This is a genomic window from Chryseobacterium sp. (assembly GCF_041914225.1).
In the GTDB taxonomy this organism is placed as follows: domain Bacteria; phylum Bacteroidota; class Bacteroidia; order Flavobacteriales; family Weeksellaceae; genus Chryseobacterium.
The window spans coordinates 17,525-42,750 of the sequence record NZ_JAYSDT010000033.1; the positions used below are offsets into that span (position 1 = coordinate 17,525).

The following is a 25,226-nucleotide window of genomic DNA, read 5'->3' on the forward strand; positions in this document are numbered from 1 at the left end:
ATACTTTTCATACTTATGAATACACTTTCAAAATATCCGATACTCCTCTTCCTGTACTCTGCTGCAGCATTTTCCACTCTTTCCTATTGTAAAAACGATAAGCAGCAGCCGGTATATGAAGATCTTGGTTCTGTAAAAAACACAATTCTCAAAACCAATACTGATTTTGAGAAACAGATCAACGAACTGAAAACCCTTGTTTCCAAAGATTCCGGTGAAAAACTTCTTCAGCAGAAATTCCAGGACATCAGAAAAACCTATAAAAAAATGGAATGGGCAGTAGAATATTTCCTTCCCCACTCCGCAAGGTTTATCAACGGCCCTGCTCTTCCGGAAATTGAGATGGATGAGCATACAGAGATAGAGCCCGAAGGCTTACAGGTATTGGAAGAGATGCTCTACCCTTACGAAAAAGTGAATAAAGAGGAAGTGATCAGAATGCTTAACAAGCTTATTAACAAAAGCAACACTATAAGCACCAACTTTCAGGTAATTACCATCAGTAAAGACCAGGTTTTTGATGCGTTAAGGCAGGAAACTTTCAGAATTTCAAGCTTAGGAATTTCAGGTTTTGACACCCCTGTTTCAGGAACGTTTTTACAGGAAATGCCTTCTTCTCTTCAGGGAGTTAAGGAAGCGCTTGAACAAATTTCTACTGAGCGGTCAAGAAACAAAGCATTAAAAAGTATCGAAGCAGAAATCAATATGGCAATTGAAGTTCTGAAAAAAAACACGGAGAAAAACACGTTTGATTACATCAGTTTTATCCCTGACCATCTGAATAAGATCACAGCCTTAATGCTTGAGTTTAAAGATCAGGAGAAAATCCCGGATGTTGAAGTAACAACCGCTTTAAACAAAAATGCAACTACTTTCTTTGCTAAAAATGCTTTTGATCCTAATGCCTTCACTCCAGGAAAAGAATATGCCTATTCTGAAGAAAAAGCCGTTCTGGGTCATCAGCTTTTTAATGATAAAATGCTATCCAACAATAATAACCGGAGCTGTGCAACCTGTCATATTCCGGAAAAAGCTTTTACTGACGGACTTGCCAAAGCAATGTCACTTGAAAATTCGGAACTGGCCAGAAACACGCCTTCTCTCAACTATGCGGGATATCAGCATGGTCAGTTTTGGGATATGAGAAAGGATGATCTGGAAGGACAGAGCTCCGATGTGATCTCCAATAAAGAAGAAATGCATGGTGATCTGAATGTTATTCTTGCCAGGATCAATCAGGATAAAAAATATCAGACGGCATTCAAAAATATTTATCATTCACAAAAAACTGAAGTTTGGCAGCTTCAGAATGTATTGGCCAGCTATATCCGGTCTCTGGCGAAATTCAATTCTGATTTTGATGAATATATGAGAGGAAATAAATCAGCGATGACGGATGACCAAAAACGGGGCTTTAATCTTTTTGTAGGAAAAGCGCAGTGTGCAATATGTCATTTCCTTCCTTTATTCAACGGTACAGTTCCCCCGAGCTTCAAGAAAACGGAACAGGAAGTTTTAGGATCAGCAGTAAACGGAGAAAATAAAACTTTTGACCATGATCCGGGAAGAGGAAGGTTTCACGAGACAGTTTCTTCATTACAGCATTCATTCAAAACACCAACCCTTCGGAACATCAGCAAAACAGCGCCTTATATGCACAATGGCGGTTATAAAACGTTGAAAGAAGTCATGAACTTTTATAATAAAGGTGGAGGAAAAGGTTTTGGATTTAAAGTAGACAACCAGACACTTTCTGACGCACCCTTGCAGCTTACAGATCAGGAGATCAATGATATTATTGAATTTATGAAAGCCCTTGATGACAAATAAAATACGATTCTAAAACACAAACAACGAAAAACAATTAAAACTCCCGGAATCAATTGTTCAGGGAGTTTTCTTATTGGTAATCTCAGGAAAATACAGAAAGACTATCTCAATCATTTTTTCATTTGGCCTAATCCCTGGAAAGTCCATAAAAACATTAGATTAAATCAATGTTATACTCTGTTAAAAACTTTTCTACCACAATAAATATTATTAATTTTGACCTAGTTTTTTTACATGAAAAGGGGTTTACTGTTAATATTTTTTCTGATCTGCTTTTTGGGGTATTCACAAACAAAAATTAAGGTTGTGGATGACGCCAGTCAAAAGCCTGTCTTTAAAGCTAAAGTATCCTGTGACAATATGCTTATCGGATATACCAATGAACAAGGTATCCTGGAATTTAAAACAGGATGCAAAAACATTGATATTGAAGCAGATTCCTATCAGAAAGAAAGCCTTACTGTAGAGAGCAGCATGGAAGTTTCCCTGCTGAAAAAAGCATCCAGAACCACCGATATTGAAGCGGTGGTGATTGAAGATAAAAGTGATCCCAGGGCTTTGGAAATTCTAAAAAAAGTAAACAAACTCTGGAAAGAAAACTCTCCGAAAAGCTTAGGTTCCTATTCTTACAAATCCTATGAAAAAATTTCCCTTGATATTGATGAGGACAGCCTTTCCCAATTTAACCAGTATTTTAATGATCTAAACATTTTCAGGAAAAAAAGGGAAAAAGACTCTTTGAATAATATTACCGCAAGTAAAATCTTTTCAAAAAGTAAGCTTTTTCTCTGGGAAAGGGCGCAGGAGTTTTTATATTCCAAAAAATATGGTGAAAAAATCAATATTCTGGACAACAGAATTTCAGGTCTGAAGCAGCCTATTTACGAAATGATCGCGCTTCAGCAAAGCAACAGGGATGTTGTACCCGAACAGGTAAAGCCGGAGAACAGAGGGCTATACAGATTCTTTCTTTCTGATACCGTTACCCTGGACGGAAGAAAAACCTTTGTGATCCGTTTCCGTGAAGTGAATTACAAAAAACCAGACAGGAAAAGAAAATATAACGGTGCCATCTATGTGGATACTGAAACGTATGGAATCAAAAAAATCGAAAATTTCAGTAAAAATAAAAACGAAGGAATCATTACCAGCACCTGGGTATTTTACAATAACAAATGGTTCCTTGCCCACGAAAAAGCCAAGCTGAAAATGGGTAAAATGGCTATGGATGACAAAGTGCATGCAGCTGATAAGAAAGACAAAAAAAGCTTTGGAACCTACGCTTTCCTCACTTCAAAATATTTTGATTTCGAATCTCCTATTGAAGAAGATCCCAAAGATTTCAAAGGCTATACTTTCTCGGTAAAAAATATTGACGGACAATCACTGGACCGCTACAGAACCGAAGCTCTTACTGAAAGAGAACAGAATACCTATAAAACTATTGACAGCTTAGGTAAAAAATATAAAATCGACAGCAAAGCACAGATCTTGTCAGGATTACTGAACGGACAGATCAGAGTGGGAGCTGTAGATTTTGCGGTGGATGAAATTGTGAATTACAACTCTTATGAAGGATTCAGACTAGGTTTAAAAGCCAAGCTTAATGAGAATTTTGATCCGCATTTTTCACCGGATTATTACTTTGCCTACGGGGTAAAGGACAGGAAATGGAAATACGGAATGGGACTGGATATGAAGACCACACTGGAAAAAAACTCTTTTTTCAGATTTGAGGTTTATGATGACGTAACGGCTTCCGGAGAGTTCAACCGAAAGCTATGGAATTTCAAGATGAGGATGATGAACTTCGGGAATAACCTTAATAATGACAAATATTTTCATTTTAAGGGAGCTACATTATCTTATATGAATGATGTCACCAACGGCCTTACTCTTGCCCTTGCCGTAAGAAGAAATACCGAAGAAGCAGAATTCGACTATCAGTTCAGGGACAGAGGTACTTCATACAGAAACTTCAATACCCTGTTTACCCTGAAGTATTCTCCGAATTCAACCAATATCATGACGCCTCAGGGAAAATCCCTGATCGATCAGAAGTATCCTGAACTGTACTTCAACTATGAGCAGAGCTACAAATTACTACAGGGAGATTTTAATTATTTCCGTTTTGATGCCCTGTTTGTTCATAATTTCAAAACACCCATCGGGACCACCGGTTTCAGACTGTATGGAGGAGTTGTTCTGGGAGGAGCACCAATCTGGAAAAACTTTACGATGAACGGACTTGCCTCTCCGGGAAAAGACTTTAATTTTAACCTAACTTCTTACCTTGGGTTTGCCACTCTGGAGGGCGGAAAATATTATAATGACAAATTCGTAGCCTATTATTTTACGCACAAGTTGCCCTGGTATTTAAAAAGCTTCGGACATAATATTTCCAGCTTTGATTTTGTCCTGAGAGGAACTATCGGAGATATGAAACACCCGGAATACCACCAGTTTAAATTCAGAAAGCTGGATCATCTTTATCAGGAAGTCGGGGTGGAATGGAGTAATTTCCTTTCCAGCTATTTCAATCTTGGTGTATTCTACAGAGTGGGTTATTATGCAACACCTCATTTCAAAGAAAATTTTGCTATTCAGTTTAAACTGAAATTTCTGGAATTTTAATATTCCCGATCTTTACAGCAAAAATCATACATTATACATTATACATTATACATTATACATTATACATTATACATTATACATAAATATCATGCAGAAAATCGAGATCAAAGCAGAACAGTTTTTTGAATTATTAAAATTAAAGGACACTCCGATGTGGGAGATTTTCTCACAGATGATTGATGGAAATGAAAAGGAAATTATCTTTTTAGACAATGAAGAAAAGATTCTTTTTAATTATATTTTACCTTCCACACAGGAGAAGCTGGAAGAAGACAGGAAGGAATTTTCAAAGCAGTTTTCAGAGAAATTAGCTAACTTTAATTAAAAAGTTTGTATGAATAAAAATTATGTTTGGTGTCTGTTAGGTCTTTTTCTTTTTACGATAGGAAGCGCCCAGACCTATAAAAAACCTTTGGTTTCCGCCATCAAAGAATCTGACCTCCGCACCGATATGTATCAGCTTGCTGCCGACCAGTTCTGGGGCCGTGAAGCAGGAACCCCGGACGAATTAAAGGTTTCCATGTGGCTTGCTGACAAAGCCAAAGAAGCGGGAATGAAACCTGCCGGAGATAACGGAACTTTTTTCCAGTTTTTTGATATGTACCGACATCAGGTAATCCCTCAAAGTAGCCTGAAAGTTGGAGACACCAACCTGAAACTATGGAAAGACTTTCTGGTAGCAGAACCTGTAAATGCTTCTGTGGATGCTGAAATAGTGTATGCCGGAAATGCGGAACCTGAAGATCTTGCCAGACTGAATATCAAAGGAAAGATCCTTGCAGTAAATGCTTCAGATAAAAATATCTCCAGAGATATGACTCTTTTCGTAAGGAGATATCCTGGGTTTGTAAGAAACAAATATTACAATAAAGCTGCTGAACTGGGAGCTAAAGCCATTATTTTCATCACCGATGACACTTCTGAACAAAGCTGGGTAGAAGTACTGCCTCAAATGACACGCGGAAGCTACGGCGTAGAAGGATTAAGAGAGAAAATCACGAATAATATTCCTGTCCTGTGGATCAAAAGAGAAAATGCAGGTTGGGTAAAAAACAGCCCCAAAGCTTCTCTGAACCTGATCACTGAAACCTACAAATATCCTTCAGTGAATATTATCGGAAAAATAGAAGGTACGGATCCGGTCCTTAAAAATGAATATGTTTTGCTAAGCGGACATCAGGATCATGACGGCATCAGACATCCTGTAAAGAATGATACCATCTATAACGGTGCTGATGATAATGCAAGTACATGCGTTGCAATGCTGGCTATGGCAAGAGCTTATAAAAAGCAGCCGGGAAAAAGAAGCATCCTGTTTGTTTTCCATGGAGCCGAAGAGAGGGGATTATTAGGATCGAGATGGCACGCAGCCCACCCTGTTGTTCCGAAAGAGAAAATTGTAGCCGTTCTGAACGGTGATATGATCGGAAGAAATGACAATAATGAAGCTGCTTTACTGGGAGGCAATGCTCCTCATAAAAATTCTGAAGAGCTTGTGAAAATGGCTGAAGAAGCCAATAATGAAAGTACAAAATTCAAATACCTGAAAGATTGGGATTCTCCAAGTCATGCTGAATATTTCTATTTCAGAAGTGATCATCTTCCGTATGCTAAAATCGGGATTCCGGCGATATTTTTCACCAGTGTGCTGCACGACCAGTACCACACTCCGCAGGATGAATCTGAAAATATCAATTACAAGAAGCTTTATAAAATGACTGAGTGGATGTACAGAACCTCCTGGAAAGTTGCTAATGAAACGGAACGTCCGAAAGTAATTTCGAATTTTTCGCTTGAAAGATAATTTGATTAGAGAATTAAACCATTAAGAAGAATTCAGATTATAAGGAAATTAAGATTCAAATTCATTTGAATGATGCGTTCTGCTTATTAAATATCGAAAGGTATTTTCTTCATTATTCTTAAAAACTTAATCATCCTTAATGGTTTAAAAATTCTTTCTAATTAATATCCTTCTTTTGTCTTGAAACAAAAGAATCAAAAATTCAAGACTTAGAAACTTCCGCTAAAAATGAAATCTGTTCTCTAAAACTCTAAACTCGTGCGGAAACAGTCTATATTGAGAATCAAAGATTGTCCCGCACTCAACAGTAGAGTTTTCTTAACGTTCACAGAATTCATTTTCTTAACGCATCAGTTTCTTATGTCGCTTTTTAATGTCATCAAAAAAAATATTTCTTTTTTTCAATCTATTTTTAAATAAGCAAATTCATCAGCGCAGGATCATTGTTCAGATAGTTGACAAAGAAATCATATTCCTTCATTTTACTCATCAAAGGAGGAAAATCTCTGTTTTTTTTCAACGCAATTCCCACCACTGCAATTCCTTTTTCTTTTGAATTTTTTTGGGTGTATTCAAAATAGGTAATATCATCATCCGGTCCCAGCACATCCATTACAAAAGTTTTTAATGCTCCGGGGCGCTGCGGAAACCTTACCAAGAAATAATGCTTTAGCCCTGCGTGCAGCAAAGCCTTTTCTTTGATTTCTTCCATACGGGTGATATCATTGTTGCTTCCGCTGATAATACACACTACATTTTTACCTTTTATCTCTTCTTTATATTTGTCCAATGCTGCTACTGAAAGAGCTCCGGCCGGTTCTACCACGATAGCATCTTTATTATACAGTGACAATATGGTTTCGCACACTAATCCTTCGTCTACTGTAGCCATGTCATACAGGATATTTTTACAACGTTCGAAAGTGATTTCTCCCACCTGCTGTACAGCTGCCCCGTCCACAAAACGGCTGATCTTTTCAAGAAGAACAGGTTTTCCCTTTTCCAGGGCTTTTTTCATGCTTGCAGCTGCTGAAGGTTCTACGCCAATAATTTTTGTTTGAGGAGACAAATGCTGAAATACAGTGCATATTCCTGCTGCCAGTCCACCACCACCTATCGGCACAAAAAGATAGTCAACCATACCTTCTGCCTGTTCCAGGATTTCCAGCGCTGTTGTAGCCTGTCCTTCAATAATCGCCGGATCATCAAAAGGATGAATAAATACACTGTCATGCTCTTTACAAAACCTCATCGCAGCATCTTTAGATTCATCGAATGTGTCTCCGAATAAAATAACATCGATATATTCTCCACCAAACATTTTTACCTGTTCGAGCTTTTGTCCGGGGGTTGGCAAAGGCATAAAAATCGTTCCTTTCACTTTCATAGTATGGCATGCAAAGGCTACTCCCTGCGCATGATTTCCGGCACTGGCACAAACAACTCCTCTGGAAAGTTCTTCCTGTGACATGGTTGCCATTTTATTGTATGCACCCCTTATTTTATAGGATCTTACTCTTTGCAGGTCTTCCCTTTTAAAGCTGATGTTTGCCTCATAAATGGCTGACAAATTATTATTGACAGCCAAAGGTGTTTTTACCACTACATCTTTTAATCGTTCCTCCGCTTTATAGACATGCTCTAAAACGGAGGAACTTACTTCCTCTTTCATCATCTTTAAGTAATTAATTGTTTTCGGGTCTCAGGCTGCGCACGGTCTTACCGGCTTTCCACATTTCGCTTTCTCTCAGCTCAGTAAGTTCGGCTTCCAGTTTTTCACGATAATCCGGTTTGCTGTTGCTGTCAATCGAGCGTTGTGCTTCATTTCCTTTAGCTACGTTGTCATACAATTCTTCAAACAAAGGCGAAGTAGCATCTCTGAAACGTTTCCACCAGTCCAGTGCACCTCTCTGAGCGGTTGTACTGCAGTTGGCATACATCCAGTCCATTCCGTTTTCTGCCACTAAAGGCATTAATGACTGGGTTAATTCTTCTACGGTTTCGTTAAAAGCTTCCGAAGGGCTGTGGCCATTTTTTCTCAATACATCATACTGAGCGGCAAATATTCCCTGTACAGCGCCCATCAGTGTGCCCCGTTCTCCGGCAAGGTCACTGTATACTTCTTTTTTAAAGTCGGTTTCAAACAGATACCCGCTTCCTATCGCGATTCCCAATGCGGTTACTCTTTCTCTGGCCTTCCCTGTAGCATCCTGATATACGGCAAAACTGCTGTTCAGACCTCTGTCCTGCAGAAACATTCTTCTCAATGATGTTCCTGAACCTTTTGGTGCTACCAGAAAAACATCTACATCGGCCGGAGGAACAATTCCTGTACGTTCGTTGAATGTAATCCCGAAACCATGTGAAAAATACAGCGCTTTTCCAGGGGTAAGATGCTGTTTTACTTTTGGCCAGTATTCAATTTGTGCAGCATCGCTCAGAAGATAACAGATAATGGTACCTTTTTCCAGAGCCTCTTCGATTTCAAATAATGTTTCTCCCGGTACAAACCCGTCCGCTACTGCTTTATCCCATGATTTGGAGTTTTTTCTCTGCCCTACAATGACATTAATTCCGTTATCTTTCTGATTCAACGCCTGTCCTGGTCCCTGTACTCCATATCCAATGACTGCCACAACTTCGTTTTTTAATACTTCCTGAGCTTTTTGCAACGGAAACTCTTCTCTTGTTACTACATTCTCCTCTACTCCTCCAAAATTCAATTTTGCCATTTTTTTTGATTTTATTTATTACTGATTATGATGTTAATTTCTGAGCTTAGCTCGCATGTTCTACTGCCGTCAGGTAAGGATTTCTATGATAATGTACTTCTAGAACGTCAACCTGCTTTTCCATCTGTCTGCTGATTTTCTGAACAGAATCTTCCGTTTCCCTGATCACGATGACAAACTTTTTTACTTTTTCCATTTCTGAAGGACCTACATTAAAGGTCACCATAGAAATTCTCCTTCTTGAAAAAATAGCATTGATACGGCTGATCAATCCTAAATAATCTTCGGTATACGCTGTAATGGTATATTCTTTATGGTCTGTTTTCATCTTTTTATTTTTTAAACTTTATTATTTAATACAATCTCCGAAACACTTTTCCCCTGGGGAATCATCGGAAATACATTGTGTTCTTTTCCTGTCATCACTTCAAGAAGGAAAGCTCCTTCATGATCAAGCATTTCACGGAGTGCCCATTTCAGATCTTCTCTTTCAGACACCCTGTTTCCCTGAATATTGTATCCTTTTGCCACCTGAACAAAATCAGGACTCTGAATATCTACCGAAGAATATCTTTCTTCGTGAAACAGTTCCTGCCACTGTCTTACCATTCCCAGATAGCAATTATTAAGAATTAAAATTTTCACCTCTGGATGATACTGCATAATGGTTCCCAGCTCCTGGATATTCATCTGTGCTCCGCCATCACCCATCACTGCAATAACAGGACGGCCGGTTTCCGCATAGGATGCACCTATTGCAGCGGGAAGACAGAACCCCATGGTTCCCAAGCCTCCACTTGTCACATTGGTTCTGGAATGTCTGAAATGAGAGTAGCGGCATGTTGCCATCTGATGCTGCCCTACGTCTGTCACAATTATAGCCTCACCTTGTGTCATTTCATTCAGATAACGGATCACTTCTCCCATGGTAATCTCTCCTTCATCGGGATAAAGCTCTGTATGAATCAGATTGATGCTTTCCACTTCGTGGCATTTTTTAAATCTTTCATGCCAGGCATGATGTTCTCTTTTTACAATCCTTTCCGTAAGAAGGGGAAGGGTATGTTTGCAGTTACCAAGAACCGGGACATCAACTTTTACGTTTTTATTGATCTCTGCTTTATCAATATCCAGATGAATAATTTTTGCCTGTTTTGCGTACTGATCCAATCTTCCTGTTACACGGTCGTCGAAACGCATTCCTACAGCAATCAGAACATCACATTCGTTGGTTAATATATTCGGGCCATAATTTCCATGCATTCCTACCATTCCTACAGCCTGCGGATGACTGGTAGGAATGGCGCTCATTCCTAAAACAGTCCATGCTACAGGAACTCCTGATTTTTCAGCAAATTTTAAAAATTCTTTTTCTGCTTTTCCCAGCATAATTCCCTGTCCTGCAATGATAAATGGTCTTTCAGCCTCATTTATTAATGATATTGCTTTTTCAATACTTTCAAAACATGGTTCGGGATCCGGTTTATAGCTTCTCAATGAATGGCAAGGAGTATATCCTTTATAATCAACAGACTGAAGCTGGGCATTTTTAGTCACATCAATCAATACAGGACCGGGAAGTCCTGACTTTGCAATATAAAATGCTTTTGCCAATACTTCGGGAAGCTCATTGGCGTCAGTGACCTGATAATTCCATTTGGTAACAGGGCTTGTAACGTTCATTACATCTATTTCCTGAAAGGCATCGGTTCCCAGAAGGTGCTCAAAAACCTGCCCTGTAATACAGACCAAAGGAGTGTTATCCAGCAGCGCATCTGCTAATCCTGTTACGAGATTGGTTGCTCCGGGTCCGCTGGTTGCCAGCACTACCCCTACTTCTCCTGATACTCTTGCCAGGCCCTGCGCTGCATGTACTGCTCCTGTTCATGGCGTACAAGAATATGCTTCAGTGTTTCCTTATAATCGTAAAGGGCATCATAAATAGGAATAATAGCTCCACCCGGATATCCGAAAACGGTTTTTACACCTTCCTGCAGAAACGCCTCGAGAATGATCCGGCTTCCGGTAAGTTGTATTTCTGTTGATAAATTCAGGTTTTCCATATACTTTTATTGAGTGATTTCGTCCGTTACACAGCCTTCTGCAGCCGATGATACTGTTAATGCATATTTATAAAGCAATCCCTTCTGTACTTTAAGAGGAGGTTTTTGCCATCCTTTTTTTCTTCTTTCTATTTCTTCTTCTGAAACTTTGAGCTGTATGGTGTTGTTTACCGCATCTATTTCGATCAGGTCATCATTATGTACAAAAGCAATAAGACCTCCTTCATGGGCTTCAGGTGTAATGTGCCCTACTACAAAGCCATGGGTTCCTCCACTGAAACGTCCATCTGTGATTAAAGCGACACTGCTTCCCAGGCCAGCTCCTATCAATGCACTTGTAGGTTTCAGCATTTCCGGCATTCCGGGAGCTCCTTTCGGGCCTTCATGGCGGATGACAATGACATCACCGTGATGTACGGTTCCATCCTGAATTCCTCTGATCAGGTTTTTTTCACCATCAAACACACGTGCTTTTCCTACAAAGCGCTCACCTTCTTTTCCTGTGATTTTAGCTACACTTCCCTTTTCCGCAAGATTTCCGTACAATATTCTCAGGTGTCCGGTAGCTTTTACAGGTTCTGAGAGTGGCTTTATAATTTTCTGAGTATTAAAGTCCAATCCCGGAACATCTGCCAGATTTTCAGCCACTGTTTTTCCGGTAACGGTAAGGCAGTCTCCATGCAGTAATCCCTGTTCCAGCAAATATTTCATCACCGCCGGGGTTCCTCCGTGTTCATGCAGGTCCTGCATCAGGTATTTTCCACTCGGCTTCAGGTCTGCCAATACCGGAGTCTGATCGCTCATCTTCTGAAAATCATCTTGGGTAAGGGGAACGCCCACACTTTTTGCCATAGCTATAAAATGCAGAACAGCATTTGTACTTCCTCCCAAAATAACAATAAGGCGGAGTGCATTTTCAAATGCTTTGCGGGTCATGATATCGGAAGGTTTAATGTCTTTTTCCAGTAGTACTTTCAGATATTTTCCGGCCTCAAGGCATTCTTCCTGCTTTTCTTTGCTCAAAGCCGGATTGGAAGAGGAATATGGAAGACTCATTCCTAATGCCTCTATGGCAGAAGCCATTGTATTGGCGGTATACATCCCTCCGCATGCTCCCGCTCCCGGGCAGGAATTTTTCACCACTCCATCAAAATCTTCTTCAGTGATTTCTCCTGCAATCTTTTTACCCAATGCTTCGAAAGCAGAAACGATGTTAAGCGCTTCCCCTTTGTAACAGCCTGGAGCAATAGTTCCTCCATACACCATGATGGATGGTCTGTTAAGCCTTCCCATCGCGATAATGGTTCCGGGCATATTTTTGTCACAGCCCGGCAGAGCGATCAGTCCGTCGTAATACTGTGCGCCGCAGATCGCTTCGATACTGTCTGCTATCACATCACGGCTTACCAGGGAATAGCGCATTCCATCTGTTCCGTTGCTCATTCCGTCACTTACGCCGATGATATTAAAAATCAATCCTGCCAATCCGTGCTCCCATGTTCCTTTTTTTACCACCTGAGCCAGATCATTCAGGTGCATATTGCAGGTATTCCCGTCATAGCCCATACTGGCAATTCCGACCTGGGCCTTGTGCATATCTTCTTCTGTAAATCCTATCCCGTACAACATGGCTTTAGCGGCGGGCTGTTCACTGTTTTGCGTGAATGTTTTTGAATATTTATTTAACATATTTATCCTGCATTTTCTGTTCTTTTCTTCTATTAAACTGAAGTTTTTTACTAAATTTTGATTCAAAACTACATTTTGTAATATTCTTTTCATTTTCAGTTTTTCTAAAAATTACAATATTCAACTGTTTATGAAATACATATATTTACTTGATTATTAAACATTTAAATCTTAAAAATTTACAATGACAGAACTCTTACCAATTTTAAATATGCCTGCTGTACTCTTCCACTTGCCGTATCTTCCCAGTTTCTGGTAAAAGGAACATCATCAAGTGAATCCAGAGCCACAATTTCTGCTGCTGTACCACAGAAAAAGCCGGCATCTGCACCACGCATTTCCTCCGGTTTAAAGAAGGTTTCTTTTATCGGAATTTCAAGCTCATTACAAATCTCCATAACAGTTTGTCTTGTGATTCCCGGAAGGATACTTCCTTTAGCCGGTGTATACAAAACCCCGTCCTTTTCGTAGAAGACATTGGCTCCTGAACTTTCGGCAACATTTCCGTTTTCATCCAATACCAGTGCTTCATCATAACCTTTGTCTTTGGCATCCTGGCAGGCTAATATTGAGTTTACATAATGCCCTCCTACTTTAGCTTCAACCTTGAAAGCTTTAGGATTAGGACGCTGAAAAGGGGAAGTCATGATTTTCATTTTATCTGCCAGATATCCGTTATTCCATTCCCAGGCAAGAAGTGACAGGTAAGATTTCTGTCCTTTTGAAAGTGACATATTGGGAGAGCACGTAACCAATGGACGGATATAAGCATCAGTAAATCCATTGCGTTCCAGAAGCTCATAGGTAAGATCTGTAAGCTGGTTTACAGAATAATCGAAGGGTATGTGCATCAGTTCCGCTGATCTTTTCAGTCTTTCATAATGTTCTTTTGCTTTGAAAATCCTGGTTCCGTGATCTGTGTTGTAAGATTTGATTCCTTCAAAAACCGAATAGCCATAGTGTAGAGATTGTCCGTAAAGATCTGTTCCAGCATCTTTCGCTTTCATAAATTTTCCGTCAAAATAGATGGTCGTGTCGTCGTTGTAATACATGTTATTGAGATTAAAAAAATTAACAAACGGGAATAAAAAAAGCCCTCTCACAGTGTGAGAGGGCTCAATATATGTACAGTCATACATCTTCCTTCTCACAGTCGCAAGGGAATAATAATGACGATAATAATTACTGATAAGAACTGATACATACTCTGTATTCTAAAAATTAAAACAAAAAAAAGCCGTTTCAAATATGAAACGGCCTATATATAATTTAAATTAAAATCTATTTAAAATGCCGTTTCCTTACTGTTGTTAATGACAACAGCAATAATAGAAATGACAATAATATTTTTCTGATTCGTAAAATTCATACTGCAAATGTATAAACTTTTTAATAACCCACAAGTTTTTTTGACACTTTTTATTTTCTTTGTAAAAAACGGGTCAAAGTTTCCTTAGCCTGAGCGACATCATGAACTCTTACAATCTTTGCCCCCTGCTCCAGCACTTTCATATGAAGTTTCTGGGTTTCTTCATTAATGTCCAAAGGTGATTTACCAAGAGGTTTATAAATAAATGACTTTCTGGAAATACCTATCAACAAAGGAAATCTGCCAAATCCGAGATATTCAACTTCGTGGATCATTTTCATCTGGTCTTCTACTGTTTTTCCGAAACCAAAACCGGGGTCAAGAATGATATCATTCACCCCTTTTTCTAAAAGTTCTTTTGTTTTTTGAGAAAAATACCGGTTAACTTCCAGCGTAATATCTTCAAATCTGATTTTATCATGCATGGTTTCATAAGACGGGTTTACATGCATCAGGATGTAAGGAAGTTTTGTCTGAGCGGCGGTATCAAACATTTCTGCATCATACTGTCCACCGGAAATATCATTGATCAGATCAATCCCTTCATTGAATCCGAATTTCACTGTTTCCGCATAAAAAGTATCCAGGGAGACCAAGGCTTCCGGAAATTCTTTCTTAATCAGAGAGATCATATTTCCGATCCTGTTTATCTCTTCTCCGGCGCTTAAAAATTCTGCGTTGGGACGCGTTGACTGTGGTCCGACATCCAGTATTTCAGCTCCTTCTTTCAATAGTTTTTCAGCATGTTCCAATGCTGATTTTTCATTATTGAATTTTCCGCCGTCAGAGAAAGAATCCGGTGTCAGATTGAGAATTCCCATGATCTTTGGGGTGTCCAGCTGTATCAGACGTCCATTGCAGTTGAGTGAGTAGGTTGGAGCGTTGGAGGGTTGGAGGGTTGTAGAGTTGGAAAGCATGGATCGTAAGATTTATAATTGATTGATGAATGGTTTTGTACTGCAAAATTAGTGATTTATGGCTTTTAAGAGATGAATTGGGGCTGGAAGTTGGAAGATGGAAGTTAGGCCAGACACTCCCCCCTTACCCTCAAACACTCCCACTCTTAACCACGTATCCCGTACCCCGTATCCCGAAACTAATCAAACTCTACAACTCTACAACCCTCAAACCCTCCCACTCACAAACTCAGCTCATCAAATTCAAAAATCTGAAACCGAATTCGTATATTTGGAAGATTAAGAAAATTTATGCTAAAAACATCAGTACAGTTCGGGAAAGTTATCAGTCAGTGCCGTGATCTTTTCGGTAAAAAATTACAGGATTACGGAGCAGCATGGAGGGTTTTAAGACCAAGCTCCATTACAGATCAGATTTATATCAAAGTTAACAGGATCCGTACGCTGCAGATGACCGATAAAAAAATGGTGGATGAGAGTGAGGAGGATGAATTTATCGCAATTGTCAACTACTCTATTATTGGGCTTATTCAGCTTGAGAAAGGCCTTTCCAATGATTTCAATGAAAATAAGGAAGAAATTTTAAGTCTGTATGACAAATATGCCAATGAAGCAATGGCTTTGATGGAAAGAAAAAATCATGATTACGGTGAAGCATGGAGAGATATGAGAATTTCTTCGATCACAGATCTTATTTATCAGAAAGTATTAAGAACCAAGCAGATTGAAGACAACCAGGGACAGACCATCGTTTCGGAAGGGCTTGATGCCAACTATTTCGACATGCTGAATTATGCTGTCTTCTGCCTGATCAAGTTCTCTGAAAAAGAAAATCAATTCGAACCCAAAAATATTTAATATGATCAAAGGTATATTACGCTTTATTATTGCTGTTATTTTTATCCTTTCAGGCTTTGTGAAAGCTGTGGATCTGGTAGGTTTTTCTTTCAAAATGGAAGAATATTTCGCTCCTCCGGTTTTCAATATGCCATTTTTGGAAAAGTTTGCCCTGCTGTTTTCCATTATAGTAGTGGTAATGGAGCTTTTCTTAGGATTCATGCTGCTGCTTAAACTAAAGCTTAAATTTACCTTATCCGTATTAATTGCCCTTTGTATTTTCTTTGGATTCCTTACTTTCTATTCGGCTTATTTTAATGTGGTCACAGACTGTGGATGTTTTGGCGACGCCATCAAATTTACGCCGTGGCAAAGCTTCCTTAAGGATGTTGTACTTCTTGTTGGGCTGATCATTTTATTCGTCCTGTATAGAAAAGAATTCCGTAAAAAAGATGCATATGGAGTTACTTCAAAAGAGTCCTCAAATACAGTAAAATATGTTCTGTTAGCAGTATTTTCTCTGGGTATGATCTATGTTATGGCCCAGGGAATTATGCATGAACCTATCATTGATTTCCGTGATTATAAAATCGGGACAGATATTAAAGCTGAAAAAGTTAAAATTGACAAAAATCCTTCTGAATACAAGACTTTTTATTCTCTGAAAAATGAGAAAACAGGAGAGGTTGTAAAAGTAAATCAGGATGATTATATTAAAAAAACAGAATACTGGGCAGAGGGTTCCCCATGGAAAATTGAGGATGGGAAAAATGAATCTGTACTGATCAAGGAAGGATACAAATCTGAAATTGTGAAATTCAAGATTGAAGATCCTACGGGAATGGATGTCACCAATGAAATCATTAATGCTCCAAAAGCCGTTCTGATTTTCTCCTATCATCCAAAAGATGTTCCGGCTGATCTGCTTCAGAAAGTAGAAGCAAAAGTAAATACCCAGAAAGGAGCCCTTATCTACGGAATTTCCACAGAGCCTAACACTTTCAAAACTATCAGGAATCTATTGATGGATGGAACTGCCATTAAAACAATAGCGAGAAGCAATCCTTTTGTCCTGATCCTTGAAAACGGAAAAATTGTAGATAAACAGCCTGCTAAGGACTACGTTAACTAATTATAAATGATGAATGATGAATGATCTTTTTGACGAAAGCTAATCGTGGATCTATTATCTATTATCTATTATCTATTTAAACACTAAACTTAAACATATAAAAGCACATGCAAAAATCAAATAAATCAATCGCCGGTTACCACTTATTAATGATCCTTTCTTCTGTAGACGGAGAGTTTGCTCCTGAGGAAGGAATGCTGGTACAGCAATATCTGGCGGATGAATTCCCGTTCAGAATGAATCTTGACAACGAGCTGGAAACCCTGGCTCTTTTACAGCCGGAAGAATGGAAAGATCATTTTGAATTCCATGCAAGATGTTTTCATGAAGATTCTACAGAGGACGAACGTATGAAATTCGTTCAGTTTGCAAAATCTTTGATCAAAGCTGATAATAAGGTAACTGAAGAGGAACATACATTCTATGTTTTGCTGAAAAACCTTTGGGGATTATAACCTAACGAAAAATTAAATCAATCAATATATAAATCTTATGAGAAGAAAAATAGTTGCAGGCAACTGGAAAATGAACAAAAATGTAATTGATGCACAACAATTAATGATTCAGTTACTAAGCTATAAAAATAATAATGCTACCAACTGTGAAGTTTGGATTGCTCCCCCTTCATTATATCTGATGATGGCGAAAGACATCTTTGAAAAGGATGAAATCGGTGTATTTTCTCAGGATATGAGCGAGCATGAAAGTGGTGCTTACACCGGTGAGATTTCTGCAGATATGCTGGAATCCATTGATGCTACAGGTTCTTTGATCGGGCATTCTGAAAGAAGACAATACCACGGGGAAACTGATTCTCACTGTAACAGAAAAATCAAACTGGCTCTTGATAAAGGTCTTATTCCTGTTTACTGTAACGGAGAGACTCTGGAGCAGAGAAAAGCAGGGCAGCACCTTGAAGTTGTAAAAAATCAGACTGAAGTGGCGCTTTTCACGCTTTCTGCTGAAGAAATTAAAAAAGTGGTGATTGCTTACGAACCGGTTTGGGCTATCGGAACGGGAGAAACAGCAAGCCCGGAGCAGGCTCAGGAAATCCACGCTCACATCAGAAACATTATTGCTGCGAAATACGGACAGGAAGTTGCTGATGAAGTTTCAATCCTTTATGGAGGTTCTGTAAAACCGGATAATGCAAAAGAAATCTTCTCTCAGCCGGATATCGACGGAGGTCTGATTGGAGGAGCTGCTTTGAAGCTGGAAGACTTCTCTAAAATTATTGAAGCTTTTAACTAAAATTTCATTGATCTAAAAATAAAAACGGCGGAATCGAAGATTCCGCCGTTTTCTTTAAAAAAATCTAATTATTGAATATCGACTACATACATAGTTCCTTTGTCTACTTTACCTGTTTTAGGTAAAATTTTGGCTTTGGGGTTTCCGTTTCCGTCATCCACCACTCCGAAGTCATCATCATTGAAAACAGCCAGTTTATTGTTTCCTAAGTAGACAATTCCCTCAAATTTATCGTGCTCATAGCCCAGTCTTGCTACCAGATCCACCGCCAATGTTTTGGTAATTGTTTTTATTCCAGCATTCGTAATTTCATCCCATGAACATTGTTCCAAAGCTTTTCCATTCACTTTCATTCCGTCAACAGCATTAATATCTGGTCCGTTTACATCCGTTGCATTGCTCAGATTGATTCTGTAGACTTTTTTGATTCCTCCCTGAGATCCGAAATTTCCGTCTCTTTCAATGACTAAGAATTCACTGTTGCTTATTGCTGTAATATCACACACTGAATCAGAAGCTCCTCCTTCCTGTTTATAAAAAACTGTTTAGTCTGCCCTGTAACCGTATCAAATGTGACAATTCTCGTTAAAGTTTTATTGGTTGCCAATGCTTTGCTGGGCACATACATCATAGACTGTATGGTTCCTACCAATGTTCTGCCGTCCGGAGCCATACAAAGTCCTTCCATTCCTCTGTTCGCTCTTCTTTTCGCTAAAACAGCAGGCAATTTTCTTGGGCCCGTATTTACACCAACCGGGCTTATTCTTTCCATTTCAATTCCATCTGCACTGTAATGTACAATGTGCGGACCGTACTCATCAGAAACCCAGAATGTACCATCAGCTGCTGCTACAATACTTTCACTGTCAAGACCGTACTTATCAGTACCTAAAACATTTCCTGAAGCATCATATGCAATCTCTCCTGTACTCCCCATTCCTGCAGGGTTTGGAAGCCCTGTAATAGGCTGCCCGGAAGGATTTTTAAGCTTAATATATTTGATCACCTCAACATTTCCGTCTGCATTGATTTTAAAATGCATAATGGTTGGGGTAAAGTTAGGGACAAGGAATTTTTTACCGTTCTGAAAATCAGTATTAGGACCTCTGTCTGTAATGACATAAAATACACCTTTTCTTGTAGGATGAGCGGCTGCTCCGGAACCAAAACCGCCATTGATAACATCTACTCCGTTTATCGTAGCCAGTTTTGTAAATGGAAACTCCTGAGGCAGCTTGGAATAATTAATGTCCTGATTAATTATTGTTGTATCATCGTCACTTTTACATGACGCCAATACTGCCAGCACTACAGCAGACAATAGTAATTTTTTCATATTCACTTTTATGGCAGCGAAAGTATAAATTGATTGTAAACTGATCTTGAATATAATGATAATTGTATTTTAACAATGTTGAGTGGTTGTGACCTTTAAAACCACCCCGTCAAAAATTCTTTGAATTTTAGCCACCCCTCCAAAGAAGGGGAATTCTTACGTCTTAAGTTAGGAATTTGGTCTGGATTGCAGATTTCTTCTGATGCATTTCTTCATGAGTGATTATAGCTGGATTCCTCCGGAATGACACAATTGAAATAATAGTTTATCCATACAGTTTGTCATTCTGTAGGTACTACAAGTATGCAATGTGCTACTTTTATATTTTCCTCTGAAAATGCAATAAAATATTTGTATACAATCTATTAATAGTACTTTTGTAAGTAATCTTCATTGCAGTAGATTTTATATCATTTCATAAACAGGCGAAAATATTGACACAAATTTTGACACACTGTTTAGTTTGAATATCTTTGTTTTTAAATATTCAATATGGCAACAGTAAAATACTATCTGCGTAGCAAAACAAAAGGCAGTACAATCCAAATTCAGCTATCAATATCGAAAGATCTTAAAATGCGAAACTCTACAGGCTTGCAGATTGATTATTCTGACTGGAGTGATAAGACTTCTCTTCCCAAGCAAAACAACCCTCATAATAAAAATCTGACTTCTGATTTAAACGATTTAGAAAAGTTTATATTAAAATCGTATAATGATGATCTAACCGGAGGTGTTTTATTTGATTCTCATTGGCTTAAAAATAAGATCAGTCTTTTTTTTGATAGAATAGATGTAAAGACCAGTGACGATATTGTGGTCAACTACATGAAAAGCTTTAACGAGCTTCGGGCATTAGCGAAAACAAAAAAGACGACCGATCATCAGTACCTTATGCTTGAGGATAAATTTTCACGATTTCAGGATGTCCAGAAAAAGAACTATGTATTTGCTGAGGTTGACAAACGGGTAATACTTGAATTTAAGAACTGGCTTATGGTAAAAGACAAGCTAATGGAATCAACGGCTAACAGAACCTTAAAAAACCTAAAAACAGTATTGCTTGATGCCAGAGCAAATGGGAAGCTGCTTCACCCTCAGGTTGATAAGTTTACCATTGAGAGTGTGACCTCTATAAAAGTGTTTTTAAACTTTGAGGAACTTTCAAAAATCAAAAACGCAAATATAATAGGGGAAGACCTGCTTCATGCCCGTGACTGGCTTTTGATTGGCTGCTATACAGGACAGCGTGTGAGTGACCTGTTGGATATGACCCCATCAAAAATTTTCACCAAAACAGATTCTCAAGGGGAAAGCTTCCGATTTATAGACCTTGTCCAGCGTAAGACCGGTAAAGATGTTAGCATACCAATGCATGATGAGGTTGAGCAGATCCTCAAAAAGTATGAGGGTTATTTTCCACCTTTATTCAGAGGCACGACTCTGGGAAGCAATGCAACTACTTTCAACAGCCTTATTAAGAAAGTCTGCGAACTTTCCGGGATTAATCAAATCTTAAAAGGCAGGATCTATAATGAAAAGCTAAAACGCAATGAAATTGTAGAGACAGAAAAATATAATCTGGTAAGTACCCATATTTGCAGAAGAAGCTTTGCTACCAATTTCTATGGAGACAAGAGATTCACCACGTCACAGGTCATGGCTATAACAGGACATAAAACAGAAACCACCTTTTTACAGTATATTGGTAAAACCTCATCAGACCACGCCTTGAATACAGCAAGAACCTTTAGGGAATTATCAAACAAAAAAACTAAAATATCTTAATGATAAAATATACCCACCTCGACCAACTGAAAGAAGAACTAAACCATTTGCGACAAAACCACAGCGAGAAAGTAGCAAAGGCGTTTGATATAGAATACACCTACGAGAGCAACAAAATAGAAGGTAACCCACTGACTTTGCAGGAAACCGCATTGGTTATTGAAAAAGGATTAACCATAGGCGGAAAATTTCTAAACGAGCATTTGGAAGCAATCAACCACCAACACGCCATAGAAACAACAAACAGCCATTTATTGACCTCATCACAGAGAATGTAAAGGAAACAATGGAAAGAATTATAAAAGTATCGGGGAATTAACCCAAAGGTAACCAATTAAAAACTGTTCAAAATATGAAGACACCATTTTATTACTCTTTTAAAGAATTTGAGGCTAATTATAATAATGATTTTAAAGAATGGCAAAAAAAATATCCCGATGGTTTAGAAAATGATTATTTGTCTTTATTAAAAGATAACTATTCTCAATATGCAAAATGGTCTGACAATTATTATTTTATTGAAGAAAACATAAAAATAACTATACATTCAGAGGAAAAACTAATTACAATAGATGAATTTCGTTTACTCATTCAAAAAAAATATGATGATTTTATTAACTCTCCTACAGATGAATCTAATAGAGCATTAAAAGAAGAAAAGGATTACAAATCAGTATTAATGAATTTATTTTTTACTGATTTATTTTTCAAAAAAGGTTTTTATTTTGATTTATTTACTTTAGAATATTGTTTGTGTTTTTTTTTTGATGAAATGACGGAAATAAAAACCAATTTTAGTAAACCTGTTAATATGATATCGCTAAATGATACAAAGTATATAAACTTTCGCTATGCTGTAGTGAGAATTGTAAAATGGATAGATGAAAAACTAAAACTAAAAAGTAAAACAGAAGCAACTATAAACAATACACAGGAAAACACAGACGAAAAAACTCAAAGTAAATTTACCGTTCCGCAAAAAATAAAAATTTTAGACAAATTAAATATCAAAGGAATGATGCAAGAAAAAGGATTTACCGATTTTCAAACCGTACAATTATTAGCAGATATTTTTGAACGTTCCGAAAAATCAATCCGAAATAATTTTGATAATCAAAACCATACAACGATCGCAGAAAATTATATTTCTGAGCTTAAAAATTTAACCGCAAAACGGTAATTAAAACTACACTATTCAACGAAAAACAAAAATGGGAATATCAATGGGAATATTCCCATAACTATTTAAAAACACATTCTAAACACCTTTGCAATAACAATTTAAAATTATTGCAAATGAGCATAATTCAATTTATCGGGACAAACCCGACCGACCTCATCACAGAATTAAAAAATTCTTTGATACCTGAGTTAACAGCGCAACTCTCCGCACAATTCCAACCCAAAGAACCAACAGAATACCTTACACGGTCGGAGGTCTGCAAACTTCTCAAAATAGACCTTTCCACACTTCACAGATGGCGCAAAGACGGTACAATTCCGAGTTTCGGGATGGGAAACCGTGTATTTTTCAAACGTTCAGAAATTGAGCAGATTATTAACCAAAACAAATTGAGTTAATATGAAGAATAATTTCATCTCACAGCTTTTAGAAATTGCAAGGCAATCCAGATTGTACTCAAAGGTATCAAAAGGGGAACTCTCTGTCATGAAGCGAAGCAAACGCCTGTACTTTTCCCGTACTGAATTACTGGAATACCTAAAAGAGGGAGGTAAAAAGAAGTCAAACGCTGAAATAAAAGCGGAAGCAGAAGCGTATTTATTGAACAATAAAAAAGGCTGAACAATGGAAAATAACCCAAAGAACAGCCTCTGTTTTTCGCATAAAGAGCAAAGCAAAGGTAAATGTTTTCAGGCACAAATGAAAAGGTTATTTGCCGCTCTTTACAGACCGTCCAAAACTATATTGATCACTTCTATTGAAACCGGCATTTTGAGGGCTAATATTTGCCGTTACGTTGCTGAATGGGAAAAAGAAAACCTTATTTGTATAGTACAGAAAGGCATTTGCCCTATTTCCAAATACCGTGCAGGGGTTTACACCACCACCCTTGAATTTTTCCCTTTTATTGTTGAACCTTCAAATACTGTTAAGTTATGAAACTGAATCCTGTATTTGAAGACCTCAACAACCCTTTGGAAGAGCCCGAAGTTTGGAGTAACCATATTGAGGAACTAAAAGGCAAAAGCGAAGCAACCCCACACGCTGAAATATTAAACCAACTTATTGAACAGTTTGAGCCGTTGGACTTTGAAGTATTGGCGTTTCCACAGGCAGAAAAGTTAAGGGAACAATTGGAGCAACTGGATAGGACATTAACCAACCCGGACGGAAGTTTTAATACCGACAAAGCATTAGACAAACAGCGGGTACAATGGAAGGATTTAAACAAGCAGTTGGATAAACTGAAATTGAACAGTAAGCATTATTTGGTTTTATCAATTGAAAACGCCTTACTGTTCGCAGAAAAAAACCGTTGGGGCTTATGCAAAAACCACGATTTTATTTACCTGTACAACGGTACGTTTTGGGCTGAAATTGACAAAGAAACATTCCAAAAATTTTTAGGTGAAGCAGCCGAAAAAATGAACGTTGCTAAATTCTCAGCAAGGTTTTACCAATTTAGGGAACAGCTTTTTAAACAGTTCCTTGCAACGGCATATTTACCCACACCCGAAAGCAATAAAGATACAGTACTGATTAATTTACAAAACGGAACATTTGAAATAAGCCCACAAGGTACGAAATTAAGACCGTTTGACCGTTCGGACTTCATCACCTACCAATTACCGTTTGAATACAATCCACAGGCAGAATCACCATTATTTGACGCGTATTTGAATAAGGTATTACCCGATCCCGAACGCCAAAGGGTATTAGCCGAATATTTAGGCTTTGTATTCATTAAGCACGGGAGCAATGCACTAAAAGAGGAAAAAGCCTTAATTCTTTATGGTACTGGAGCAAATGGGAAAAGCGTATTTTTTGAAGTTGTAAACGCCTTATTGGGTACTGATAATGTTAGCAGTTATTCATTACAGAGCCTTACCAATGATAACGGTTATTTCCGGGCGAAGTTGGCTAATAAGTTAGTAAACTATGCAAGTGAAATAAACGGCAATTTGGAAGCCTCAATATTCAAACAATTGGTTTCGGGCGAACCTGTTGAAGCTCGTTTACCTTATGGGCAGCCATTTATTTTGAAGCAATACGCAAAACTAATTTTCAATTGTAATGAACTACCCAAAGACGTTGAACATACAAACGCTTATTTCAGACGGTTTTTAATTATTCCCTTTGATGTTACCATTCCACCAGAGGAACAAGATAAAAATCTACATACCAAAATTATTGATAACGAACTCTCAGGAGTCTTTAACTGGGTACTGGAAGGATTGAACAGATTATTGGAACAGAAAAGATTTTCAGATTGTCAGGCAGCCCAACAAGCCGTTGAACAATACAAAATTGAAAGTAACAGCGTACAGATGTTTTTGAATGAAAACCAATACAAAATGAGTTTAACCAATTACAAGTTAATCAAAGACCTGTACCCGGAATATAGAGCCTTTTGTATTGATGATGGAGTGACACCTTTTAAAAAAAACAATTTCATAAAGCAGTTACGGGCTTTGAGTTTGGTTGTAGATAGGGTTTCACAAAACCAATTGGCGATATTTATTGAACAAGATTTTTAACGCAAATAAAAAAAAGGTTTTTTCAATGAGTAACTTTAATAACTTTAGTAACCAACCCCATCGATACAGTTTAGAAAAAGGCAGTAAAAAACACCATTGCCCGGGATGTGGTAAAAAACGGTTT

Annotated in this window: 23 protein-coding genes and 1 pseudogene; 15 read left to right on the forward strand and 9 right to left on the reverse strand. The window is 38.1% G+C overall.

Going from position 1 to position 25,226, the window contains the following annotated elements:
• Positions 1–15: 15 nt before the first annotated feature.
• The 4 genes from ACE3RB_RS14270 (at position 16) to ACE3RB_RS14285 (ending at position 6,268) form a co-directional block, all read left to right on the forward strand.
• Complete coding sequence (locus ACE3RB_RS14270) at positions 16–1,830, forward strand: cytochrome-c peroxidase (RefSeq protein WP_374464814.1); 1,815 nt, start codon at positions 16–18, stop codon at positions 1,828–1,830.
• 306 nt (positions 1,831–2,136) lie between these two features.
• Positions 2,137–4,464, forward strand: a complete 2,328-nt coding sequence (locus tag ACE3RB_RS14275; RefSeq protein ID WP_374464815.1) for a hypothetical protein — start codon at positions 2,137–2,139, stop codon at positions 4,462–4,464.
• An 88-nt stretch (positions 4,465–4,552) separates the two neighbouring features.
• The gene (locus tag ACE3RB_RS14280) at positions 4,553–4,789 is read left to right on the forward strand and encodes a hypothetical protein (protein ID WP_002980821.1); all 237 of its coding nucleotides are present in this window, start codon (positions 4,553–4,555) and stop codon (positions 4,787–4,789) included.
• 9 nt (positions 4,790–4,798) lie between these two features.
• Positions 4,799–6,268, forward strand: coding sequence for a M20/M25/M40 family metallo-hydrolase (locus tag ACE3RB_RS14285; RefSeq protein WP_374464816.1), 1,470 nt, complete (start codon positions 4,799–4,801; stop codon positions 6,266–6,268).
• Positions 6,269–6,680: 412 nt separating this feature from the next.
• On the opposite strand, the gene ilvA is transcribed toward ACE3RB_RS14285, so the two are convergent.
• From ilvA to folP, 7 genes and pseudogenes are all read right to left on the reverse strand, one after another.
• Positions 6,681–7,943 carry a threonine ammonia-lyase IlvA gene (ilvA, locus tag ACE3RB_RS14290; protein WP_374464817.1) on the reverse strand — a complete coding sequence of 421 codons (1,263 nt, stop codon included), beginning with the start codon at positions 7,941–7,943 and terminating at the stop codon, positions 6,681–6,683.
• A 10-nt stretch (positions 7,944–7,953) separates the two neighbouring features.
• Entirely contained in the window at positions 7,954–9,000 is a 1,047-nt protein-coding gene (gene ilvC / locus ACE3RB_RS14295; protein WP_374464818.1) for a ketol-acid reductoisomerase, read from the reverse strand.
• A 46-nt stretch (positions 9,001–9,046) separates the two neighbouring features.
• Entirely contained in the window at positions 9,047–9,328 is a 282-nt protein-coding gene (locus tag ACE3RB_RS14300; protein WP_002980829.1) for a hypothetical protein, read from the reverse strand.
• Between the two features lie 11 nt (positions 9,329–9,339).
• Positions 9,340–11,063 (reverse strand): annotated as a pseudogene (gene ilvB / locus ACE3RB_RS14305) (biosynthetic-type acetolactate synthase large subunit).
• A gap of 6 nt (positions 11,064–11,069) precedes the next feature.
• Positions 11,070–12,752, reverse strand: a complete 1,683-nt coding sequence (gene ilvD, locus ACE3RB_RS14310; RefSeq protein ID WP_374464819.1) for a dihydroxy-acid dehydratase — start codon at positions 12,750–12,752, stop codon at positions 11,070–11,072.
• A 179-nt stretch (positions 12,753–12,931) separates the two neighbouring features.
• Positions 12,932–13,804 (reverse strand): branched-chain-amino-acid transaminase, encoded by an 873-nt coding sequence (ilvE, locus tag ACE3RB_RS14315; protein WP_374464820.1) that lies wholly within the window; start codon positions 13,802–13,804, stop codon positions 12,932–12,934.
• Positions 13,805–14,171: 367 nt separating this feature from the next.
• A complete protein-coding gene (gene folP, locus ACE3RB_RS14320) occupies positions 14,172–14,942 on the reverse strand; it encodes a dihydropteroate synthase (RefSeq protein ID WP_374464832.1) in 771 nt (256 codons plus the stop codon).
• Positions 14,943–15,329: 387 nt separating this feature from the next.
• On the opposite strand from folP, the gene ACE3RB_RS14325 reads away from it, so the two are divergent.
• The 4 genes from ACE3RB_RS14325 (at position 15,330) to tpiA (ending at position 18,258) form a co-directional block, all read left to right on the forward strand.
• Positions 15,330–15,896 carry a DUF1599 domain-containing protein gene (locus ACE3RB_RS14325; RefSeq protein ID WP_332389085.1) on the forward strand — a complete coding sequence of 189 codons (567 nt, stop codon included), beginning with the start codon at positions 15,330–15,332 and terminating at the stop codon, positions 15,894–15,896.
• Between the two features lies 1 nt (position 15,897).
• Complete coding sequence (locus ACE3RB_RS14330; RefSeq protein WP_374464821.1) at positions 15,898–17,007, forward strand: BT_3928 family protein; 1,110 nt, start codon at positions 15,898–15,900, stop codon at positions 17,005–17,007.
• A gap of 107 nt (positions 17,008–17,114) precedes the next feature.
• Complete coding sequence (locus ACE3RB_RS14335) at positions 17,115–17,462, forward strand: TerB family tellurite resistance protein (RefSeq protein WP_374464822.1); 348 nt, start codon at positions 17,115–17,117, stop codon at positions 17,460–17,462.
• 37 nt (positions 17,463–17,499) lie between these two features.
• Entirely contained in the window at positions 17,500–18,258 is a 759-nt protein-coding gene (gene tpiA, locus ACE3RB_RS14340; RefSeq protein ID WP_002980856.1) for a triose-phosphate isomerase, read from the forward strand.
• 68 nt (positions 18,259–18,326) lie between these two features.
• Here tpiA and ACE3RB_RS14345 read toward each other — a convergent pair whose 3' ends face one another.
• Positions 18,327–18,764: an esterase-like activity of phytase family protein gene (locus ACE3RB_RS14345; protein WP_374464823.1), complete on the reverse strand. Its 438-nt coding sequence runs from the start codon at positions 18,762–18,764 to the stop codon at positions 18,327–18,329.
• Positions 18,743–19,594 (reverse strand): esterase-like activity of phytase family protein, encoded by an 852-nt coding sequence (locus tag ACE3RB_RS14350; protein WP_374464824.1) that lies wholly within the window; start codon positions 19,592–19,594, stop codon positions 18,743–18,745. Before ACE3RB_RS14350 ends, ACE3RB_RS14345 begins: the two co-directional genes overlap by 22 nt.
• 492 nt (positions 19,595–20,086) lie before the next feature.
• On the opposite strand from ACE3RB_RS14350, the gene ACE3RB_RS14355 reads away from it, so the two are divergent.
• The 7 genes from ACE3RB_RS14355 to ACE3RB_RS14385 all read left to right on the forward strand — a co-directional run bounded on the left by ACE3RB_RS14355 (position 20,087) and on the right by ACE3RB_RS14385 (position 25,102).
• A complete protein-coding gene (locus ACE3RB_RS14355) occupies positions 20,087–21,382 on the forward strand; it encodes a phage integrase SAM-like domain-containing protein (RefSeq protein ID WP_374464825.1) in 1,296 nt (431 codons plus the stop codon).
• A 47-nt stretch (positions 21,383–21,429) separates the two neighbouring features.
• Positions 21,430–21,660 (forward strand): hypothetical protein, encoded by a 231-nt coding sequence (locus ACE3RB_RS14360; RefSeq protein WP_374464826.1) that lies wholly within the window; start codon positions 21,430–21,432, stop codon positions 21,658–21,660.
• A gap of 74 nt (positions 21,661–21,734) precedes the next feature.
• Positions 21,735–22,562, forward strand: coding sequence for a hypothetical protein (locus ACE3RB_RS14365; protein ID WP_374464827.1), 828 nt, complete (start codon positions 21,735–21,737; stop codon positions 22,560–22,562).
• 116 nt (positions 22,563–22,678) lie between these two features.
• Positions 22,679–22,963, forward strand: a complete 285-nt coding sequence (locus ACE3RB_RS14370; RefSeq protein ID WP_374464828.1) for a helix-turn-helix domain-containing protein — start codon at positions 22,679–22,681, stop codon at positions 22,961–22,963.
• Position 22,964: 1 nt separating this feature from the next.
• Positions 22,965–23,186, forward strand: a complete 222-nt coding sequence (locus tag ACE3RB_RS14375; RefSeq protein ID WP_374464829.1) for a hypothetical protein — start codon at positions 22,965–22,967, stop codon at positions 23,184–23,186.
• Positions 23,187–23,189: 3 nt separating this feature from the next.
• Positions 23,190–23,504: a hypothetical protein gene (locus ACE3RB_RS14380; RefSeq protein ID WP_374464830.1), complete on the forward strand. Its 315-nt coding sequence runs from the start codon at positions 23,190–23,192 to the stop codon at positions 23,502–23,504.
• Complete coding sequence (locus tag ACE3RB_RS14385; RefSeq protein WP_374464831.1) at positions 23,501–25,102, forward strand: phage/plasmid primase, P4 family; 1,602 nt, start codon at positions 23,501–23,503, stop codon at positions 25,100–25,102. The genes ACE3RB_RS14380 and ACE3RB_RS14385 overlap by 4 nt, the downstream gene beginning before the upstream one ends.
• The last annotated feature ends 124 nt before the right edge of the window (positions 25,103–25,226 follow it).

Coding starts and splice junctions, on each gene's coding strand:
- ilvE (WP_374464820.1), bottom strand. CDS start 13,804: ATGTATTACAACGACGACACGACCATCTATTTTGACGGAAAATTTATG.
- ACE3RB_RS14365 (WP_374464827.1), top strand. CDS start 21,735: ATGAAGACACCATTTTATTACTCTTTTAAAGAATTTGAGGCTAATTAT.
- ACE3RB_RS14375 (WP_374464829.1), top strand. CDS start 22,965: ATGAAGAATAATTTCATCTCACAGCTTTTAGAAATTGCAAGGCAATCC.
- ACE3RB_RS14280 (WP_002980821.1), top strand. CDS start 4,553: ATGCAGAAAATCGAGATCAAAGCAGAACAGTTTTTTGAATTATTAAAA.
- ACE3RB_RS14325 (WP_332389085.1), top strand. CDS start 15,330: ATGCTAAAAACATCAGTACAGTTCGGGAAAGTTATCAGTCAGTGCCGT.
- ACE3RB_RS14355 (WP_374464825.1), top strand. CDS start 20,087: ATGGCAACAGTAAAATACTATCTGCGTAGCAAAACAAAAGGCAGTACA.
- ACE3RB_RS14270 (WP_374464814.1), top strand. CDS start 16: ATGAATACACTTTCAAAATATCCGATACTCCTCTTCCTGTACTCTGCT.
- ilvD (WP_374464819.1), bottom strand. CDS start 12,752: ATGTTAAATAAATATTCAAAAACATTCACGCAAAACAGTGAACAGCCC.
- ACE3RB_RS14285 (WP_374464816.1), top strand. CDS start 4,799: ATGAATAAAAATTATGTTTGGTGTCTGTTAGGTCTTTTTCTTTTTACG.
- ACE3RB_RS14350 (WP_374464824.1), bottom strand. CDS start 19,594: ATGAAAAAATTACTATTGTCTGCTGTAGTGCTGGCAGTATTGGCGTCA.
- ACE3RB_RS14335 (WP_374464822.1), top strand. CDS start 17,115: ATGCAAAAATCAAATAAATCAATCGCCGGTTACCACTTATTAATGATC.
- ilvC (WP_374464818.1), bottom strand. CDS start 9,000: ATGGCAAAATTGAATTTTGGAGGAGTAGAGGAGAATGTAGTAACAAGA.
- tpiA (WP_002980856.1), top strand. CDS start 17,500: ATGAGAAGAAAAATAGTTGCAGGCAACTGGAAAATGAACAAAAATGTA.
- ACE3RB_RS14370 (WP_374464828.1), top strand. CDS start 22,679: ATGAGCATAATTCAATTTATCGGGACAAACCCGACCGACCTCATCACA.
- ilvA (WP_374464817.1), bottom strand. CDS start 7,943: ATGATGAAAGAGGAAGTAAGTTCCTCCGTTTTAGAGCATGTCTATAAA.
- ACE3RB_RS14330 (WP_374464821.1), top strand. CDS start 15,898: ATGATCAAAGGTATATTACGCTTTATTATTGCTGTTATTTTTATCCTT.
- ACE3RB_RS14300 (WP_002980829.1), bottom strand. CDS start 9,328: ATGAAAACAGACCATAAAGAATATACCATTACAGCGTATACCGAAGAT.
- ACE3RB_RS14385 (WP_374464831.1), top strand. CDS start 23,501: ATGAAACTGAATCCTGTATTTGAAGACCTCAACAACCCTTTGGAAGAG.
- ACE3RB_RS14380 (WP_374464830.1), top strand. CDS start 23,190: ATGGAAAATAACCCAAAGAACAGCCTCTGTTTTTCGCATAAAGAGCAA.
- folP (WP_374464832.1), bottom strand. CDS start 14,942: ATGGGAATTCTCAATCTGACACCGGATTCTTTCTCTGACGGCGGAAAA.